Raw genomic sequence first — 18302 nt, forward strand, 5'->3', positions numbered from 1 at the left:
TCAGCCGTTAGCGTTCAGCGACCAGACGAATGAAATCATCTTCGTCTTCGTTGACCACTTCTGCTGCAGCTTTTGGCGCTTCTTTCTCTTCCGGCTCGTTGGCTTCACACAGACGGCGAAGCAACGCGTTCTGGCGTTTCTGCTGGTCAAGCAGCGCTTCCAGCAGCTCAATCTGCTCATCGGTGCGAGAGCTGGCGCGATTGACAAAGAACCACAGCGCCAGGCCGATAATCATCACGATCAGAGAGATCGCCAGTGAGGCTACGTTCAGCAGCCCCGAATTCAGTAACTCACCCATTTTACCACCTCAATAAAAACGCCATTTTAGCACTGACGCAGAGGAAGCATACCATCTGTTATCAAAATGAATACTACCAGGGGATGAATTGATTGATTGCACAAATGCCACTAAAGAACTGTACATCCTGATCGCACATGACATTAATTGTCTGCGTCCATAAAATGACACAGGCAATCAGTACTACAATCAGAATTACCCAGCGAAATTTTTTCACTCCACACTCCGTCTTATGACCTGATTGAACCAGGTTATCACGGTTATCTTAAACAAGGACTAACTGTACCTTCATCAGAAAATTTTCGGAATCATGCACTTGTTTCATAGAGTAAAACTATTAGTCTTAACAGCATTATTAGCAAAAAAATGAGGCTTTCATGCGCATCATTATTCGGACAATTATTGTCCTCGCCATTTTGTGGATTGGTATTTTACTGACGGGATACGGCGTGCTGATGGGAAGCACAGAGAACGCTGCGGGACTGGGTATCCAGTGTAAATATCTCACCGCCCGCGGTATCAGCACCGCGCAATATCTGCACAGCGACAGCGGGATCATCGGAATGTCTAACTGCCCGATTCTGCGTAAAAGCCAGCAGGTCGTCGACAACGGATAACCGACAGAACAGAAAGACAAAAACGCCGCTTCTCAGCGGCGTTTTTTATTGCTGATTTCAGAACGGATAGTCGTTGTAGCCCATCTGTTCAGAAATCTTGCGTGCTGCGGTATGCAGCATAGCGACATATTCGTGCAGACGCTCTTCCGAGAAGCGCAGCGTCGGGAAGGAGATGCTCAGACCGGCGATGACAACGCCAAAACGGTCAAACACCGGAACCCCGATGCAACGTAACCCTTCTTCCTGCTCCTGATTATCTTCCCCGTAGCCCTGCTCACGCACCTGATCGAGCACCGTCAGCAACTCATCAGTGCTGGTAATGGTGCGCTCGGTGCTGCGTTTATACTCCACGCCTTCGAGGATCTCTTTCACTTCCTCGCGATCGCGCCACGCCAACAGCACTTTACCGATGGCGGTGCTGTACAGCGGGTTGCGACGACCAATGCGGGAGTACATGCGGAGGTTGTACATGGAATCGATTTTGTGGATGTAGACGATGCTGTCTTCATCCAGCGCGCCCAGGTGGACGGTCTCTTTCGTCAAACGCGACAGCTCGCGCATCTGAATATCGGCGCTGCGAATGAGATCAACGTTTTGCAGCGCGCGAGCCCCGAGTTCGAACAGCTTCAGGGTCAGAGAGTATTTCTCAGATTCGCCTTCCTGTGCGACATAGCCCAGGGATTTCATGGTTTGCAGAAAGCGATAAACGGTGCTTTTTGACATCATCACACGCTGCGACAACTCTGTAATACCAATTTCGCGCTCTTCACCCAGCGCCTGTAAGATGCCAAACACCTTCAGCACGGAAGAAACAGAATCTGGCTGCTTATCCAAATCTGCGATTGCCATTTATCACCTCATTGCGAGTGTTTTATAAAAATCAGAACCGGTTTTTATTATAAATTCGTGACCGTCATGCTGCAATCGATCTGCGTTTACTTCGTTACAAATCTGCGACATAAAACCGAAATAACGATGCTAAACTAGCTAGTCTGATAATAATATCTCCCCGAGCGTTTCATTTCCCATGGAAAAACAATCCTCTGATGGCTTGCCATTGCCGCAGCGATACGGCGCAATCGCCACCATAATCATCGGTATTTCAATGGCGGTACTCGACGGCGCCATCGCCAACGTCGCCCTGCCGACTATCGCCAGCGACCTGCACGCCTCTCCGGCCAGCTCCATTTGGGTGGTCAATGCCTACCAGATTGCTATCGTCGTCTCTTTGCTTTCTTTCTCGTTTCTCGGCGATATGTTTGGCTATCGCCGCGTCTATCAGTGCGGGCTGGTTGTCTTTACGGTCACATCTCTTTTCTGTGCGCTGTCTGATTCGCTGCACACCCTGACGTTCGCGCGTATCGCTCAGGGGTTTGGGGGCGCGGCGCTGATGAGCGTGAATACGGCACTGATACGTCTGATCTACCCGCAGCGTCAACTTGGGCGCGGGATGGGGATTAACTCATTTATTGTCGCGGTGTCGTCTGCCGCAGGGCCGACCATCGCGGCGGCCATACTTTCCGTTGCCTCCTGGCAGTGGCTGTTCCTGATTAACGTCCCGCTGGGGATTATCTCCCTGCTGTTTGCCCTGCGCTATCTGCCTGAGAACAGTGCGAAAAGCTCTATGCCGCGCTTCGATTTACCGAGCGCGGTGATGAATGCCCTGACCTTTGGTTTGCTGATCACGGCGCTAAGCGGGTTTGCTCAGGGGCAATCGCTGACGCTGATTGGCGCGGAGATTGTCGCCATGCTGATCATCGGCTTCTTTTTCGTTCGCCGCCAGCTGGCACTCCCCACCCCGCTGTTGCCCGTCGATCTGCTGCGTATTCCACTCTTTTCCCTGTCGATTGGCACATCCATCTGTTCTTTCTGCGCCCAGATGCTGGCCCTGGTCTCCCTGCCCTTCTTCTTGCAGGGCGTGATTGGACGCACTGAAGTCGAAACCGGTTTACTGCTCACCCCGTGGCCGCTGGCTACCATGGTGATGGCGCCCCTTGCCGGGTATCTCATCGAGCGGGTTCACGCGGGATTACTGGGGGCGTTGGGTCTGGTGGTGATGGCGACCGGGCTGTTCGCGCTGGCCATGCTGCCGACAGCCCCGACGGATCTGGATATTATCTGGCGCATGATCCTGTGTGGGGCTGGTTTTGGCCTGTTCCAGTCGCCGAATAATCACACCATCATCACCGCCGCTCCGCGTCATCGCAGCGGTGGCGCCAGCGGAATGCTGGGCACCGCGCGTCTGTTAGGGCAAAGTTCAGGGGCTGCGCTGGTGGCGCTGATGTTTAACGTCGCCGGGCAAAACGGCACGCATGTCGCGCTGTTCACCGCCGGGACGCTTGCCACCCTCGCCGCCGTCATCAGCGGCCTGCGCGTCACGCAGCCTCGCGTCGAGGCATAAAAAAAGCCGGGCGGCATTTCTGCTCAACCCGGCTGCTTTTTCTTACTGCCTGATTACTTGATGTATTCCCCGCTGCGCAGCGCTTCGATACGTTTATCGAGCGGCGGGTGGGTCATAAACAGTTCACTCAGGGATTTTGATTTACCGTTGATGCAAAATGCCATCATGCTGGTTGCTTCCTGCGGCTCGTAGCTGGTTTTCAGACGCTGCAGTGCAGCAATCATCTTCTCGCGACCGACCAGTTTTGCTGAACCCGCATCCGCATGGAACTCACGGTGACGGGAGAACCACATGGTAATGATGCTTGCCAGAATACCAAACACCAGTTCCAGCACCGTGGCGACCGCGAAATAGATCAGCGGGTTGCCGTTGCTCTCTTCCCCGTCATCACGGTTACCGCCCATAAAGCCTGCGGCAATCTGCGCCAGAATACGCGAGATAAAGATAACGAAGGTGTTAACCACACCCTGAATCAGGGTCATGGTCACCATGTCGCCGTTGGCAATGTGGCTGATTTCATGCGCGATGACGGCTTCTGCTTCATCACGGCTCATGTTCTGCAACAGACCGGTACTGACCGCGACCAGCGAGGCATCACGACGCGCACCGGTCGCAAAGGCGTTAATGTCCGGCGCGTGATAAATCGCCACCTGCGGCATAGCGATACCCGCCTGGCGCGATTGTTGAGCCACGGTGTTCATCAGCCACTGTTCCATATCGTTACGTGGCTGCTCAATGACTTCGCCACCGACTGATTTCAACGCCATCCACTTCGACATCAGCAGCGAGATAAACGATCCACCAAAACCGAACAGCAGCGCCATAATCAGCAGGCCTTGAACGCTGCTTGATTGGATCCCTGTCAGGCTTAGCACAAGCCCGAATACCACCATGACCGCAAGGTTGGTGACCAGGAAAAGCGCGATTCGCATCATAATTTTCTTTTAACCTCTGTTTAACAAAACGCACTATGCGATTACCCACATCGTATGGGTATTGTGGCTATTTTCAAGGATTCGAGGGGCGTAAGTCACCAGAAAGACACAACTTTACATTGTTTATGAGCTTGCTGACGGGAGGATGCAGAACTAAAAAAAACAGGCACAATTTCTTGTGCCTGTCGGGGGTGTTATTTCACCGGAGCGGGTTGTGCAGCCGGTTTACTCTTTTCCTGGTTTGCCAGGTCGAGAGCGATATGTACCGTCTCGTCCAGATACGGATCTGGCTCCTGGTAATCCTTCGGCAGATCTTCCAGTTTCTTCAGCAGCGGTTTGCCTTCACGTTTGAAACGATCGTTGATGCGCGCCAGGCGGGTTGCATCGTCTTCTTCGTTCTCTTTCTCACGCTGAGCAAAGTTGAGAGAAACAATATTCCGCTTATCTTTCAGGGCATTAAAACGCGCAATGTCCTTCATGATGTACTGGAATTCCGGATCTTTAGCGATACGGTCGTTATGGGCTTTCAGCAATTCCGGACCGAACTGGGTCATGTCGCCGGATTTCACGAAGGTGGCAGCATTAATGCTGTCCCACGGCAACGCGTTATCCTCGAACTTCTCGCCTGTTTCCGTCTCTTCGGTGCCGGTCGGCATCATGATGTCCGGCGTCACGCCTTTACGCTGCGTACTGCCGCCGTTCACGCGATAGAACTTCTGAATGGTGTACTGGACAGAGCCCAGCGCAGGCCACTCAGGGCGCAGCATCTGATCGTAAATACGGTTCAGGGAGCGGTACTGTTGCACCGTGCCTTTACCGAAGGTCGGTTCACCGACGATCAGCGCACGACCATAGTCCTGCATCGCAGCCGCGAAGATTTCTGATGCGGAGGCGCTAAAGCGATCCACCAGCACCACCAGCGGACCTTTGTAGTAAACCACACCGTCCGTATCGGCATCTTCACGCACTTTGCCGTTGTTATCACGCACCTGAACCACCGGGCCAGACGGGATAAACAGACCCGAAAGCGAAACCGCTTCGGTCAGTGCCCCACCGCCGTTGGTACGCAGATCGATGATCACGCTGCTGACATTCTGCTTTTCAAGCTTCTGTAGCTGCACTTTCACATCGTCTGTCAGGCCGACATAGAAGCCAGGAATATCGAGCACGCCGACTTTTTCTTTGCCGACGGTTTTCACGGACATTTTCACCGCGCGATCTTCCAGACGAATACGCTCACGCGTCAGGGTCACGATACGGGTTTTCGTCCCTTTACCCGCAGGCAAAATCTCAAGGCGAACCTTGCTGCCTTTCGGGCCTTTGATCTGTGCGACGACATCGTCAAGACGCCAGCCGATCACGTCGACCATGCCCTGACCTGTCTGACCGACACCGACGATACGATCGCCGACGCTAATCGCTTTGCTTTTCGACGCAGGGCCGCCTGCCACCATGGAGTTGATGACCGTGTAGTCTTCATCCATTTGCAGCACCGCGCCAATCCCTTCCAGAGACAAGCTCATCTCGGTATTGAACTGTTCGGTGTTACGTGGGGAAAGGTAGTTGGTATGCGGGTCGATTTCGTGAGCAAAGGCGGTCATCGCCAGAGAGAACACGTCTTCACTGTTAGTCTGTGCCAGACGGCGAATCGCTGATTTATAACGACGGGTCAGCGTTTCGCGAATCTCTTTCTCATCTTTACCGGTGAGTTTAAGGCTCAGCTCATCGAACTTCACTTTGCCGTCCCACAGCGCATTCAGCTCGGCTTCATCTTTCGGCCAGGGGGCTTTGCTGCGGTCGAGATTAAAGTTGTCGTTGCCGGTGAAGTCCATCGGACGTTCCAGCACTTTCAGCGCGTATTGATAGCGTTCAAAACGGCGCTTCTGGGAAAGGTTGTAGAGATCGTAGAACAGATCGAGTTTACCGCTGCGCAGCTCATCGCCGACTTCGGTTTTACGCTTCGCGAACTGTTCGATATCGCTGGCCAACAGCACGTTGTGGCTGTAGTCCAGCAGGTTCAGATAGCGATCGAAAATTTTGGCCGAAAAGGCCTGATCGAGATCGAACTGACGATAATGTGAACGGGTGAAGCGCGAGGTGACGCGCTCACTGACCGTCGCGTGCTGAGTCTCTTCCTTTAACAGCGGAATTTGATCGGCACGCGTAATATCGTCCACTGCGAAAGCGTGGCCTGTTATTGCAAACAGGCCAGCCAGCGCGGTGATCCTAAAAAGAGTGTTCATGCCAGGCTTGGCCTCCGTTTCAGAACACCAGGTGTTCTGCGCGTACAATCATTGACATGCCAGACGTCAGCTGTACACGAACGCCATCTTTGGTGATTTCGAGTACGGTGGCATCCATCGCATTGTTACCCGCTTTCACCTTCAGAGCCTGACCGACGCTCAGCGCGTTGATGTCAGAAACCGGAGTGTGGCGTTGTTCTTCGCGAGGCGCACGCTGTGCTTTAGCGGCTGGTTTATCAGCACGCGGTTTGCGATCGCTGTTCTCACTACGACGTGGAGCAGGACGCGGTTTGCGCTCACGGCGCGGCGCTTCTTCTTGACCATTTGCTGCAGCAGCTTCGCGTTTTTTCGCCTGCTGCTCAGCACGCTGTGCCTGAACACGCGCTTTGGCTTCTTCAAGCTGCTTGCGTGCGTGCTCAACGTGCTGCTCGTCCAGCTCACCGCAAGGGTTGCCGTCGAGATCGACACGGGTCGCGCCCAGCTTGATACCGTAAAGGTAACGCCAGCTTGAAGTATAAAGACGTAAGGCAGAACGCAGTTGGGTTTTGCTGAGACTCATCTCACCCTCAACGCGCGCTACCAGATCCTGAAAAATACCAATTTTCAGGGGACGAGCTTCGCCTTCAGCAGTGAAACACTGTGGGAAACGCTCAGCCAGAAAGGCAATGACTTCTTTACTACTGTTCAACTTAGGTTGATTTTCCATGAAATTTCCTGATTACAACGGACGTTGCCAACTAGCCGCAGGCATGAACAGGCGACATTATAATGACGTCATCCGTAAATGCTACGTTATCCGTTGATTATCCTGCGACGCTCGCAAAGAATTTTTGATAATCGGTCGCGTTTAATACGTTTTCCAGATTAGCGACCAGTTCACGCAGCCCTTGTTCGTCCTCGGCGCTAAAGCGTCCGAAGACCGTGCTGTCGATATCCAGTACGCCAATAATCTGATTTTTTACGGTCAGCGGCAGGACGATTTCGGAGTTACTCGCCGAATCGCACGCAATGTGTCCGTCGAAGGCATGCACATCTTCAACGCGCTGAACCTGATTTTGCGCCACCGCAGTCCCGCACACGCCGCGTCCCACCGGGATCCGCACGCAGGCAAGCTTGCCCTGGAATGGCCCGAGAACCAGCGTATCCCCTTCCAGCAGGTAGAAACCAGCCCAGTTCACATCCGACAGACGCTCAAACAGCAGCGCGCTGGTATTTGCCAGCGTAGCTAAAAAACTGGTCTCACCTGTCATCAATGCCTGGAAATCGCGGTTCAAATCCGCGTAGAATTCTGTTTTGTTCATTAATCAATCACTTGGTTGTCGTACAAAAAATAGAGCATAGCCTATTAAAATAAACATTAAATGCGCTCATTCTCAAGATGAATCCCAAGATGAGTTAATATAACGTTAATTAATCCTTTAATGCGCGACTGATGGCACTCAATACTCCAAGAATTACGCCGGCAAAAAAGATCACTGTCCACTCGGTCAGCGATGCGCTACCTCGTGCACATTATCAGCGTTGTCCGCAGTGCGATACGCTTTTTATGTTGCCGAAGATGAAATCGCATCAGAGCGCGTATTGCCCGCGCTGTGACGCCAAAATTCGCGATGGACGCGACTGGTCATTGACCCGTCTGGCGGCGATGGCCGTCACCATGCTCCTGCTCATGCCCTTTGCCTGGGGCGAACCGCTGCTCAAGTTATATCTGCTGGGGGTGCGCATCGACGCCAACCTGCTGATGGGGATTTGGCAGATGACCCGACAGGGCGATCCGTTGACCGGCGCAATGGTGCTGTTTTGCACCGTCGGCGCGCCAATGGTACTGGTCGCCGCTATCGCCTATCTCTGGTTCGGCAATATTCTGGGCATGAACTTGCGCCCGGTTCTGCTGATGCTGGAGAAGCTCAAGGAGTGGGTGATGCTGGATATCTATCTGGTCGGCATCGGCGTGGCGTCGATTAAGGTGCAGGATTACGCGTTCTTACAGCCCGGCATCGGCCTGTTTGCCTTTGTCGCGCTGGTGTTACTCAGCATCATGACGCTGATCCATCTGAACGTGGAACAGCTCTGGGAGCGCTTTTACCCGCAGCGCCCGGCGACGCGGCCCGACCCGAATCTGCGCGCCTGCCTCGGCTGCCATTTTACCGGCCTGCCGGACGCGCGTGGTCGCTGTCCGCGCTGCCACATTCCGTTACGTTTGCGGCGTAAACAGAGCCTGCAAAAGTGCTGGGCCGCGCTGATTGCCTCGATCGTTTTCCTTCTGCCCGCCAACCTGTTACCGATTTCGATCATTTACGTTAACGGTGCGCGGCAGGAAGACACTATCATGTCAGGTATTGTGTCGCTGGCGAGCAGTAACTTCGCCGTGGCGGGGGTGGTGTTTATAGCCAGTATTCTGGTGCCCTTCACCAAAGTCATCGTCATGTTCACCCTGCTCATCAGCATTCAATTTAAATGTGAGCAAGGGTTACGCACCCGCATCCTGCTCCTGCGGTTTGTCACGTGGATTGGCCGCTGGTCGATGCTGGATCTGTTCGTTATTTCGTTAATGATGTCGCTGATCAATCGCGATCAGTTGCTCGCTTTTACTATGGGACCCGCGGCTTTTTATTTCGGCTCTGCGGTGATATTGACTATTCTTGCAGTGGAATGGCTGGATAGCCGCTTACTTTGGGATGCACATGAGTCAGGAAACGCCCGCTTCGACGACTGAAGCGAGAATTAAAACAAAACGCCGCATTTCGCCATTCTGGTTGCTGCCCGTCATCGCTTTGATGATTGCGGGCTGGCTTATCTGGACGAGCTATCAGGATCGCGGCAATACCATCACCATTGACTTCCAGACGGCGGACGGCATCGTCGCGGGGCGAACCCCCGTGCGCTTCCAGGGCGTCGAAGTGGGAACGGTCGAGGATATCCGGCTCGGCAAGGATCTGAACAAAATTCAGGTTCGCGCCAGTATTAAAGCCGATATGCAGGATGCCCTGCGCAGCGAAACCCAGTTCTGGCTGGTGACGCCGAAAGCCTCTCTGGCGGGCGTTTCCGGGCTGGACGCGCTGGTCGGCGGGAACTATATCGGCATGATGCCCGGGAAAGGCGAACCGCAGGACCATTTCACCGCCCTGGACACCCAGCCCAAATACCGGCTGAACAATGGCGATCTGATGATCCATCTGCATTCGCCGGACTTAGGTTCCCTGAGCAGCGGCTCGGTGGTCTATTTCCGCAAAATCCCGGTCGGTCGCGTCTATGACTACGCCATTAACCCCAACAAACAGGGCGTCACCATTGACGTGCTGATCGAACGCCGCTTCACCGGTCTGGTGAAAAAAGGCAGTCGCTTCTGGAATGTCTCGGGCGTGGATGCCGACGTCAGTTTCAGCGGTGCGAAAGTGAAGCTCGAAAGCCTGGCCGCGCTGGTCAATGGCGCGATCGCCTTCGATTCCCCGGAGAATTCGGACACCGCCGCCGCCGACGACAACTTCGGCCTGTATGCCGATCTGGCCCACAGCCAGCGCGGCGTGATCGTCAAACTGGCCCTGGCGGATGCCAAAGGACTTAACGCCGGTTCGACGCCATTGATGTACCAGGGTTTGCAGGTCGGGCAGCTCACCAAACTGACGCTGAACCCGGGCGGCTCGGTGACCGGCGAAATGACCGTCGACCCGAGCGTCGTCGATCTTCTGCGTGAAAAAACGCGTATCGAACTGCGCAATCCGAAAATTTCACTGAGTGATGCCAGCATCAGCAGCCTGCTGACGGGCAGCACCTTTGAGCTGATCCCAGGCGAAGGCCAGCCCAACAGCAACTTTGTTATCGCGCCCGCAGATAAAGCCTTACTGCAAAAACCTGGCGTGATGACCCTGACCCTGACCGCACCAGAGAGTTACGGCATTGAAGCCGGACAGCCGCTGATTCTGCACGGCGTACAGGTCGGCCAGGTGCTGGAGCGCAAACTGACCGAAAAAGGCGTCACTTTCTCCGTCGCGGTCGATCCGCAATACCGTGACCTGGTGCATGGCGACAGCAAGTTTGTGGTCAACAGCCGGGTCGACGTCAAAGTCGGTCTCGACGGCGTCGAGTTCCTCGGAGCCAGCGCCAGCGAATGGATCAACGGCGGCATTCGTATTCTGCCGGGCCAGAAAGGCGAGATGCGCGACAGCTATCCGCTGTACGCCAACCTGGAAAAAGCGATTGAAAACAGCCTGAGCGATATGCCGACCACCACCCTGACGCTGCGCGCTGACACTCTGCCAGACGTGCAGGCCGGTTCGGTGGTGCTGTACCGCAAATTCGAAGTGGGCGAAGTGATCACCGTGCGTCCGCGCGCCGACGCCTTTGATATCGAACTGCATATCAAACCGGAGTATCGCAATTTACTCACCGCCAACAGCGTCTTCTGGGCCGAAGGCGGCGCGAAAGTGCAGCTTAACGGCAGCGGACTGACCGTGCAGGCCTCTCCCCTTTCCCGCGCGCTGCGTGGGGCGATCAGCTTTGATAACTTAAGCGGTGCAGGCGCGAACCAGCGCAAAGGCGATAAACGCGTGCTCTATCCGTCGGAAACCGCCGCACGCGCGGTCGGCGGCCAGATTACGCTCCACGCCTTCGACGCGGGCAAACTCGCAGAAGGGATGCCGATTCGCTACCTGGGCATTGATATCGGGCAGATCCAGAAGCTGACGCTGATTACTGCCCGCAATGAAGTCCAGGCCACGGCGGTGCTTTATCCGGAATACATGCAGAACTTTGCCCGCACCGGAACGCGCTTCTCGGTGGTAACGCCGCAGATTTCTGCCGCCGGCGTTGAGCATCTCGACACCATCCTGCAGCCGTACATCAACGTCGAACCGGGCAACGGCAACGCGCGCCGCGACTTTGAGCTGCAGGAAGCGACCATCACGGACTCCCGCTATCTCGATGGCCTGAGCATTGTGGTGGAAGTGCCGGAAGCGGGTTCCATGAGTATCGGCACGCCTGTGTTGTTCCGCGGCATTGAGGTCGGTACCGTGACCGGGCTGACGCTGGGTACGCTGTCGGATCGCGTGATGGTAGGGCTTCGGATCAGCGAGCGCTATCAGCATCTGGTGCGTAACAACTCCGTCTTCTGGCTGGCCTCGGGGTATTCCCTTGATTTCGGCCTGACAGGCGGCGTGGTGAAAACCGGGACCTTTAACCAGTTCATCCGCGGCGGCATCGCCTTTGCGACGCCTCCAGGCACGCCACTCGCCCCGAAAGCGCAGCCGGGCAAACACTTCCTGTTGCTCGAAAGCGAACCGAAAGAGTGGCGTGAATGGGGCACCGCCCTGCCACGTTAATCGAACGCTCCGGTGTCAACGCACCGGAGCCTTTATGGTACACTGCGCGCCTTATCTACTCCCTGTGGTACGCCCGTGGCTCAAAACTCCGTGTTTCTTCCTGACGAATTCCTGGCGCAGATGCGCGAGGCACTTCCCGCTCATCTCTCGATGGATGATTTTATCGCCGCCTGCCAGCGCCCGTTACGCCGCAGCATTCGCGTGAATACGCTCAAAGTCAGCGTCGCCGATTTCCTGACGCTGGTGTCGCCCTACCGCTGGCAGCTGACGCCCGTCCCGTGGTGTGCGGAAGGTTTCTGGATTGAGCGCGATGACGAAGATGCCCTGCCGCTGGGAAGTACCGCCGAGCACCTGAGCGGGCTGTTTTACATTCAGGAAGCGAGCTCAATGCTGCCCGTTGCCGCGCTGTTCGCCGATAACAATCAGCCTGCGCGGGTGATGGACGTGGCCGCCGCGCCCGGCTCGAAAACCACACAGATCGCCGCGCGGATGGGCAATCAGGGTGCCATTCTGGCCAATGAATTTTCCGCAAGCCGGGTGAAAGTCCTGCATGCCAACATCAGCCGCTGCGGGATCAGCAACGTTGCCCTGACTCACTTCGATGGCCGAGTCTTTGGCGCTGCGGTACCGGAATCTTTCGATGCGATCCTGCTGGATGCTCCGTGTTCAGGCGAAGGCGTGGTGCGTAAAGATCCCGATGCCCTTAAAAACTGGTCTGTCGCCAGCAACCTTGAGATTGCCGCCACCCAGCGTGAGCTCATCGACAGCGCGTTTCACGCCCTGCGCCCGGGCGGGACGCTGATTTACTCCACCTGCACCCTGAACCGCGATGAGAACGAATCCGTCTGTCTGTGGCTGAAAGAGCAATACCCGCAGGCCGTCGAATTCGTGGCACTGGACAGACTGTTCGACGGCGCAAAAGAGGCCCTGACGGCGGAAGGTTTCCTTCACGTTTTCCCGCAAATTTTTGACTGCGAAGGCTTCTTTGTCGCGCGCCTGCGTAAAACGGCCGCCATTGACGCTTTACCGGCCCCGAAATTTAAAGTCGGCAACTTCCCGTTCTCCCCCCTGAAAGGACGCGAAACCGCGCAGGTCACCGAAGCCGCAAATAAAGTCGGCCTTCACTGGGACGACAATCTGCGCCTGTGGCAGCGCGACAAAGAGATCTGGCTCTTCCCGGTCGAGATCGAGCCTCTCATCGGCAAAGTCCGTTTCTCCCGCATCGGTATGCGCCTGGCGGAAGTGCACAACAAAGGCTATCGCTGGCAGCATGAAGCGGTCATTGCCCTGGCGGGGAATGAAAATACCTTTGCCCTGACGCATAAAGAGGCGGAAGAGTGGTATCGCGGCCGCGATGTGTACCCGGAAGCCACGCCACCGGCAGACGAAATGATCGTCACCTATCAGGGCTTCTCGCTGGGCCTGGCGAAGAAAGTCGGCTCACGTCTGAAGAACAGCTACCCGCGCGAACTGGTTCGCGATGGTCGCCTGTTTACCGGTAACGATCTCAGCGAATAAAAAACAGCACATTTTCACTGGCGCTTTTGCTCTCCTGCACTACGCTGAAAAATGGGCGATCACACTGGTCGTACCAGATTTTAAGCAAAACTGCGGAGAGCATTATGACGAAAACCAGCGTGCGTATTGGCGCTTTTGAGATCGACGATGCGGAGTTGCGCGGCGATAATCAGGGCGATCGAACGTTAACCATCCCCTGTAAATCCGATCCGGATTTATGTATGCAGCTCGATGCCTGGGACGCTGATACCAGCATTCCGGCGATCCTGGATGGCGAACATTCCGTGCTATACCGTGAACATTACGATCAGAAGTCCGATGCCTGGGTCATGCGCCTTGCCTGATTCCAAAAAGAACCCGCCCGAAGGCGGGTTATTTATGCCCTCAATTTCCCCTGCGATAAATCCTCCCCTACACTAATCATTCGGATCGCCAGATCAGAGGATGAGATGTTCGCACTGGTACTCTTTGTTTGTTATCTGGACGGCGGCTGCGATGACATCGTGATTGATGTCTATAACAGCGAAATGCAGTGTGTTGCCTCCAAAAAAGAGCAGCGCATTCGCCACGGCGGCTGCTACCCGGTCGAGGAGTTTATCGACAGCTTCTGGACCCCGGCTCAGGAATACAGTGACTTTTAGCTACTGGAGTTGCGCGAGGGTGAAGGTGCCGCCAAACACGGCGCCGGTGTCGATGTAATGTAAATTCCCGAAGTCAAAACGCGTATTGAGCGGCGTATGCCCGAACCAGAAATGGTCCGCACCGGAAATCCCCTCGCCGCGACCGCTCATCAGATGGCTGAGTCTCCCCCGCTCCCACAGCACGCGGCTGCGGCTGACGGGCTTATCCCGTTCATAGCTTTCAGAGGGGTAATCGGCGTGAGCAATCACGTTGAGCCCGTTGGCACAGGTGATTTCAATAATATAGGGTAATTGCCGACAGGCTTCGAGCAGCGCCATCGCATCTAATTTCTGCGGGTTCGTCAGGCGAGAAAACCAAATTCCGCCGTTCATCGTCCAGAGTGCAAAATCATTATTACTGAGCGCATCCAGCGCCATTTGTTCATGATTCCCGCGCACGGCGCGAAACCAATTTTCCTGCATCAGCGCTAAACATTTCACGCTGTCCGGGCCGCGATCGATCAGGTCCCCCACGGAAATAAGCAAATCCTGATAGGGATTAAAATGAAGGCGTTTTAATTCATCCATCAGCCGTTGCCAGCAACCGTGAATGTCGCTCACAACCCAGACGTGACGCCATTGATGACCTTCAAGAATCTGGTACATAGCCCCTCCATGAAGAAGTATAGCTAATACACATTTATCAGGATCTGGCTCGATGATGTTGCTAACTTCAATCATCATTAAACGAAGCAGGAATAAAGGTTTAGCCGCTCTTAAATCGACGCGTTCCGCCCCTTAGAATAGATTCAGAATTCTAATGAGGTCATCATCGTGTCGAATACCAGCCTGCAAATTGATATGCCAGAAGCACAGCCTGCCAATATTATTTCCGCACTGACGAACGGTCAGCTTATCCCTGGGCCAATCTGGAAAAAGCGCGACTATCGAATTAAGTTCTTTCTGCGCTCTTTGCTGTTCTGGTCTTCGACAAATCGCATGCTGAGCGCGCTGGCCCATCGCGCTGATTTTGACCGCCTGCTGGCCGCTCAGGTCACGCTGCCGAGCAAAACCCATCGTCAGTATCTGACGCGCGGTATCAATTCCAACCAGCGCGCCGAGGCAGTTGTTCGCCACTATGAGTGGCTCGATGCCCTGCCGGATACCAGTCTGGCCAATGCCCTTACCCATCCCGTCGCACAGCCGATCGTCCATTTCCAGGCGAAGGATGACGCGCGTTACGCCGTCTATGCCTCGTCCGCCAGCAAAGCAGAGCGCGAAGGTGAAAGCACTCTTTGGCTGCGCGATGAAGAAGAGACGCTGCTGGCGAGTGTGACCTTCAGCGTCGTGCCGGAAGGCGATCATTCGGCGTTAGTCATCGGCGGGCTGCAGGGTCCCCGTCGCGGCGTGACGCGCGAAACGATCAAGAAAGCGACCCGCGCCTGCCATGGCCTGTTCCCAAAACGCGTGCTGATGGAGGTAATTTTTAACCTTGCTGCCCACAGCGATATCAAAGCCATTTACGCCGTCAGCGATGAAGGCCACGTCTTCCGCGCCCTGCGCTATCGCCTGAGCAAAGGCCGCCATTTCCACGCCAGCTATGATGAATTCTGGGCCTCCATCGAAGGCCAGAAAATCTCCCGCTTCCGCTGGCAGCTGCCGTTACAGATGGAACGTAAATCGCTTGAGGAAATCGCCAGTAAAAAACGCGCCGAATACCGCCGCCGTTTTGGCCTGCTGGATGAAATCGCCGAAGGGATTAAGGCCCGCTTTTAACCGAGGTGGTGGCATCCGCCACCACACAAAAATTTAACAAAACCGCCAAAAAGCACTGGACTTTCGCCTGCCAGATTAAGGTAGGATTTGTTTCTTTATCTGTGACTAAGAAGAATAATTGATATCAAGTTGCGTGGTACAACAAAGGTTTTACCCAAAGAGAAATACAGTGAACAAGGAACAACTCGAAATCATCATTCCCAAGTAGGCAGGACAATCAACAGCGACATGTCATGTCCTAACACATCCTCTCTGCTGTACTGCTCTGGAGATAGCCAGTAATAGACTTTCCTCTCGAATATGTCTACAAACTCGGAATCAGGTGGTATGACATGAACAGCTGCAACCCGCCAATATTCTGAGATGGCATCCTCTCTATCCCGTGATGTTCCCCTATCCAATATGAAATTTCTCAACTTCGAATATTGCTTGCGAAAGCGCATTGTATGCCTCGGGATTGATAGTTCGGCGATTACTAACAAATCTCCACAAGGATGAAATCATAGGTGCTGAATTAATCAGCGTAAGTAGGATCCCTCAACATTACACACGATTAAACGTAGTTATGTGAAGTGTCATCCGGGATCTGAATCGGTGGTGGCATAAAGCGCTCCACGCCTGCAGGCAGAAAAAAAGCACCAACACGGGCGGGAGTATGGAATAAAAAAAACCGACCGTCCAGGAGAGGAAAACGGGGAACAGGCACAAAAAAGACCTATCAGCGGCCTTAAATAGGTGCCCCGCGGGACACACAATGAGAGCACTATTTGGCGGGCCAGATACGAAAAAGCCCCGGCGGGATCAAAGCTTAAAATACAAATGAATCGACGTCATCGTAGTTGCCGATAAGAGCAGATTAATGTAATCAGCGCAGGTATTGCGGCAACAAACCAACCCGATATCAGTAGCAGATCGAGCGTGTCCTCATCCCCTGATAATGAAAAAATATCCTTAATCACATAAATCCACGACAAAGGGACATTGTAAAACCACACCGCTGATATACCGGCAAACATGATAATGGCTATGAAAAGACTCAGTAGAAATATCAAAAATGTTCTCATGTTACGGTTATCGTTCCATGTGCTTTAAAGCTCGTACAGGGAACTGGCATCATCGTCGTGTTTAGCAATGCTTCCCGCAAATAGTCAAAATCTGACAAGCTGCAAAGCGTTATACACCCTTCACTCAACCCGCGCGGGCCAATCGGATGCAATCTAAAACTAGAGCGTTTAACACCCTCGACAAAAACTGCGTCGTCTATCTGCCAGTCCTCTTTATAAAGAGCGAACCATGTAGAACGGTCTGTGCCACAGAAATTTTTCAGGCCGAAATCAGTTATTGCGCCCAACCGGCCACCGCTTTGCCTACTTAAAATAAAGTAGCGACCCGGGGGGATTGGGCCAATTTCCTTTCTGCCAGCCATTGTCACGTTATTGCGCCCAAATAGCTGACCTGAAAATGCGGGAAAGTTTCCCACTCCCGCTACGGTCAATATCGTGCAATCACGTCCACGGGCCTGTGTGTTCCGTAAGACCGGGGAAAAGATTGTCTGGGATTTCCATAGCGCCTCCAGGGTGATCGGTGCATCGCACGCGTCAGATCAGTTAAGCAAACACAGCCTCTAACTCAAACGCTGATCGTATGAATATGGCAGTTTAGAGACAGGCATCACGAACTTTTTCGTTATCAAATACTGTAATTATATACAGCATCATGCATCAGTGGATGATCAAGGTCAAGTTAGAATATTACTCTAACACTATGTTTCAATTCTTCTTTTTTGAAACGCTTGGATGAGACATATTTTAACCACTTATAGGAGATGAAGGTATTGGAAGACTATTTGATATGAGAAAAACCGCCAAAACGGGTTCCTTTTTCAATGTCTTGTTGTCAGCGATTATGGCTTCTGTGGAGGGCTTGTCACAATTCTGGATGTATCTTTACCAATGCCGATATCGCTCTCAGAATCAGGTAATGGTGACGAAGTTGCATAGTTCCACATTCGATTAAATAAGCTCCCTGTAAGATGATTCCTTTCACTTTCAGGCGCTGCAGCCATGCTTATGATCCATACGATGATGATCAGGACGATCGTTGCCCATACACCAGAAAAGCCGGAAATCGTAAAGCTCCACCACCACGCGCTTTTAGACTGCTTCTCGAGAACGTCCTTTTTGATTTTTTTGTGATATTCATCAACAGCTTTTGTTCCTGCTTTTTCAAGTGCTTTTTTATTTTCATCATTAATTGCTTTGATTTGCTGTTCTGCCTGTTTGTTAGTTTTATCAGCAATACCTTTCACAACTGTAATCATTAGTGCTTCAGCTCGATCACGACAACTTTGCTGCAACCGTAGAGTCGTTGCAACGGAATCATGATAAGAATCTAATTTCACCTGAATTTCTGCTTCTGTCTTTCCCTGTGCACGCAATCCATTGGCCACACCGTCTTTATCAGCCTTGTAAATTGCATAAGCAATAAGCTGGCTTAGATCGTTGGAGTCCTTGACTAACTCAGAAAACACCCATTTTTTGTTATGCGTCATATCCCACCAGACATAAAAACGCCCC

General features: G+C 53.5%; 18 protein-coding genes. 8 read left to right on the plus strand and 10 right to left on the minus strand.

The genetic code is table 11. The features are described 5' to 3' along the window. Nucleotides 1-7 precede the first annotated feature (7 nt). Entirely contained in the window at nt 8-298 is a 291-nt protein-coding gene (locus QQF33_RS14395) for a YebO family protein (protein ID WP_282494622.1), read from the minus strand. Between the two features lie 73 nt (nt 299-371). Beyond that, on the minus strand, nt 372-515 hold the full coding sequence (mgrB, locus tag QQF33_RS14400) for a PhoP/PhoQ regulator MgrB (protein ID WP_095282354.1): 144 nt from the start codon (nt 513-515) through the stop codon (nt 372-374). Nucleotides 516-675: 160 nt separating this feature from the next. Between mgrB and QQF33_RS14405 the strand changes: the two genes are divergently transcribed. Further along, complete coding sequence (locus QQF33_RS14405; RefSeq protein WP_282494623.1) at nt 676-915, plus strand: YobH family protein; 240 nt, start codon at nt 676-678, stop codon at nt 913-915. A 57-nt stretch (nt 916-972) separates the two neighbouring features. On the opposite strand, the gene kdgR is transcribed toward QQF33_RS14405, so the two are convergent. After that, complete coding sequence (gene kdgR / locus QQF33_RS14410; protein WP_285144273.1) at nt 973-1764, minus strand: DNA-binding transcriptional regulator KdgR; 792 nt, start codon at nt 1762-1764, stop codon at nt 973-975. Between the two features lie 178 nt (nt 1765-1942). Here kdgR and QQF33_RS14415 point away from each other — a divergent pair, with 178 nt between their 5' ends. After that, entirely contained in the window at nt 1943-3316 is a 1374-nt protein-coding gene (locus QQF33_RS14415) for an MFS transporter (RefSeq protein ID WP_285149556.1), read from the plus strand. Nucleotides 3317-3369: 53 nt separating this feature from the next. Here the strand turns inward: QQF33_RS14415 and htpX are convergent, their stop codons facing one another. The 4 genes from htpX to QQF33_RS14435 form a co-directional block, all read right to left on the minus strand. Beyond that, a complete protein-coding gene (htpX, locus tag QQF33_RS14420; RefSeq protein WP_095282358.1) occupies nt 3370-4251 on the minus strand; it encodes a protease HtpX in 882 nt (293 codons plus the stop codon). A gap of 194 nt (nt 4252-4445) precedes the next feature. Next, nucleotides 4446-6494 carry a carboxy terminal-processing peptidase gene (gene prc / locus QQF33_RS14425; protein WP_282494626.1) on the minus strand — a complete coding sequence of 683 codons (2049 nt, stop codon included), beginning with the start codon at nt 6492-6494 and terminating at the stop codon, nt 4446-4448. Nucleotides 6495-6513: 19 nt separating this feature from the next. Next, on the minus strand, nt 6514-7200 hold the full coding sequence (gene proQ, locus QQF33_RS14430) for an RNA chaperone ProQ (RefSeq protein WP_282494627.1): 687 nt from the start codon (nt 7198-7200) through the stop codon (nt 6514-6516). A gap of 97 nt (nt 7201-7297) precedes the next feature. Beyond that, nucleotides 7298-7795: a GAF domain-containing protein gene (locus tag QQF33_RS14435; RefSeq protein WP_282494628.1), complete on the minus strand. Its 498-nt coding sequence runs from the start codon at nt 7793-7795 to the stop codon at nt 7298-7300. A gap of 131 nt (nt 7796-7926) precedes the next feature. On the opposite strand from QQF33_RS14435, the gene yebS reads away from it, so the two are divergent. From yebS to QQF33_RS14460, 5 genes are all read left to right on the plus strand, one after another. Then, the gene (yebS, locus tag QQF33_RS14440) at nt 7927-9210 is read left to right on the plus strand and encodes a membrane integrity lipid transport subunit YebS (RefSeq protein WP_285144270.1); all 1284 of its coding nucleotides are present in this window, start codon (nt 7927-7929) and stop codon (nt 9208-9210) included. After that, complete coding sequence (locus tag QQF33_RS14445) at nt 9179-11812, plus strand: PqiB family protein (protein WP_285155839.1); 2634 nt, start codon at nt 9179-9181, stop codon at nt 11810-11812. The genes yebS and QQF33_RS14445 overlap by 32 nt, the downstream gene beginning before the upstream one ends. 75 nt (nt 11813-11887) lie before the next feature. Then, nucleotides 11888-13330, plus strand: a complete 1443-nt coding sequence (gene rsmF / locus QQF33_RS14450) for a 16S rRNA (cytosine(1407)-C(5))-methyltransferase RsmF (RefSeq protein ID WP_285149555.1) — start codon at nt 11888-11890, stop codon at nt 13328-13330. A gap of 104 nt (nt 13331-13434) precedes the next feature. Continuing rightward, nucleotides 13435-13674, plus strand: coding sequence for a YebV family protein (locus QQF33_RS14455; protein WP_095282365.1), 240 nt, complete (start codon nt 13435-13437; stop codon nt 13672-13674). Between the two features lie 105 nt (nt 13675-13779). Further along, the gene (locus QQF33_RS14460; RefSeq protein ID WP_282494632.1) at nt 13780-13971 is read left to right on the plus strand and encodes a YdfD/YebW family protein; all 192 of its coding nucleotides are present in this window, start codon (nt 13780-13782) and stop codon (nt 13969-13971) included. Here QQF33_RS14460 and pphA read toward each other — a convergent pair whose 3' ends face one another. Next, the gene (gene pphA / locus QQF33_RS14465) at nt 13972-14616 is read right to left on the minus strand and encodes a protein-serine/threonine phosphatase (protein WP_285149579.1); all 645 of its coding nucleotides are present in this window, start codon (nt 14614-14616) and stop codon (nt 13972-13974) included. A 168-nt stretch (nt 14617-14784) separates the two neighbouring features. Here pphA and QQF33_RS14470 point away from each other — a divergent pair, with 168 nt between their 5' ends. Further along, nucleotides 14785-15726 (plus strand): VirK/YbjX family protein, encoded by a 942-nt coding sequence (locus QQF33_RS14470; RefSeq protein WP_390888428.1) that lies wholly within the window; start codon nt 14785-14787, stop codon nt 15724-15726. Between the two features lie 1060 nt (nt 15727-16786). Here the strand turns inward: QQF33_RS14470 and QQF33_RS14475 are convergent. After that, nucleotides 16787-17206 (minus strand): DUF2778 domain-containing protein, encoded by a 420-nt coding sequence (locus QQF33_RS14475; protein WP_285149554.1) that lies wholly within the window; start codon nt 17204-17206, stop codon nt 16787-16789. 423 nt (nt 17207-17629) lie between these two features. Then, nucleotides 17630-18277: a hypothetical protein gene (locus tag QQF33_RS14480; protein ID WP_285149553.1), complete on the minus strand. Its 648-nt coding sequence runs from the start codon at nt 18275-18277 to the stop codon at nt 17630-17632. Between the last annotated feature and the right edge of the window lie 25 nt (nt 18278-18302).

The sequence above is a fragment of the Lelliottia wanjuensis genome (genome assembly GCF_030238365.1).
Classification (GTDB): Bacteria; Pseudomonadota; Gammaproteobacteria; order Enterobacterales; family Enterobacteriaceae; genus Enterobacter; species Enterobacter wanjuensis.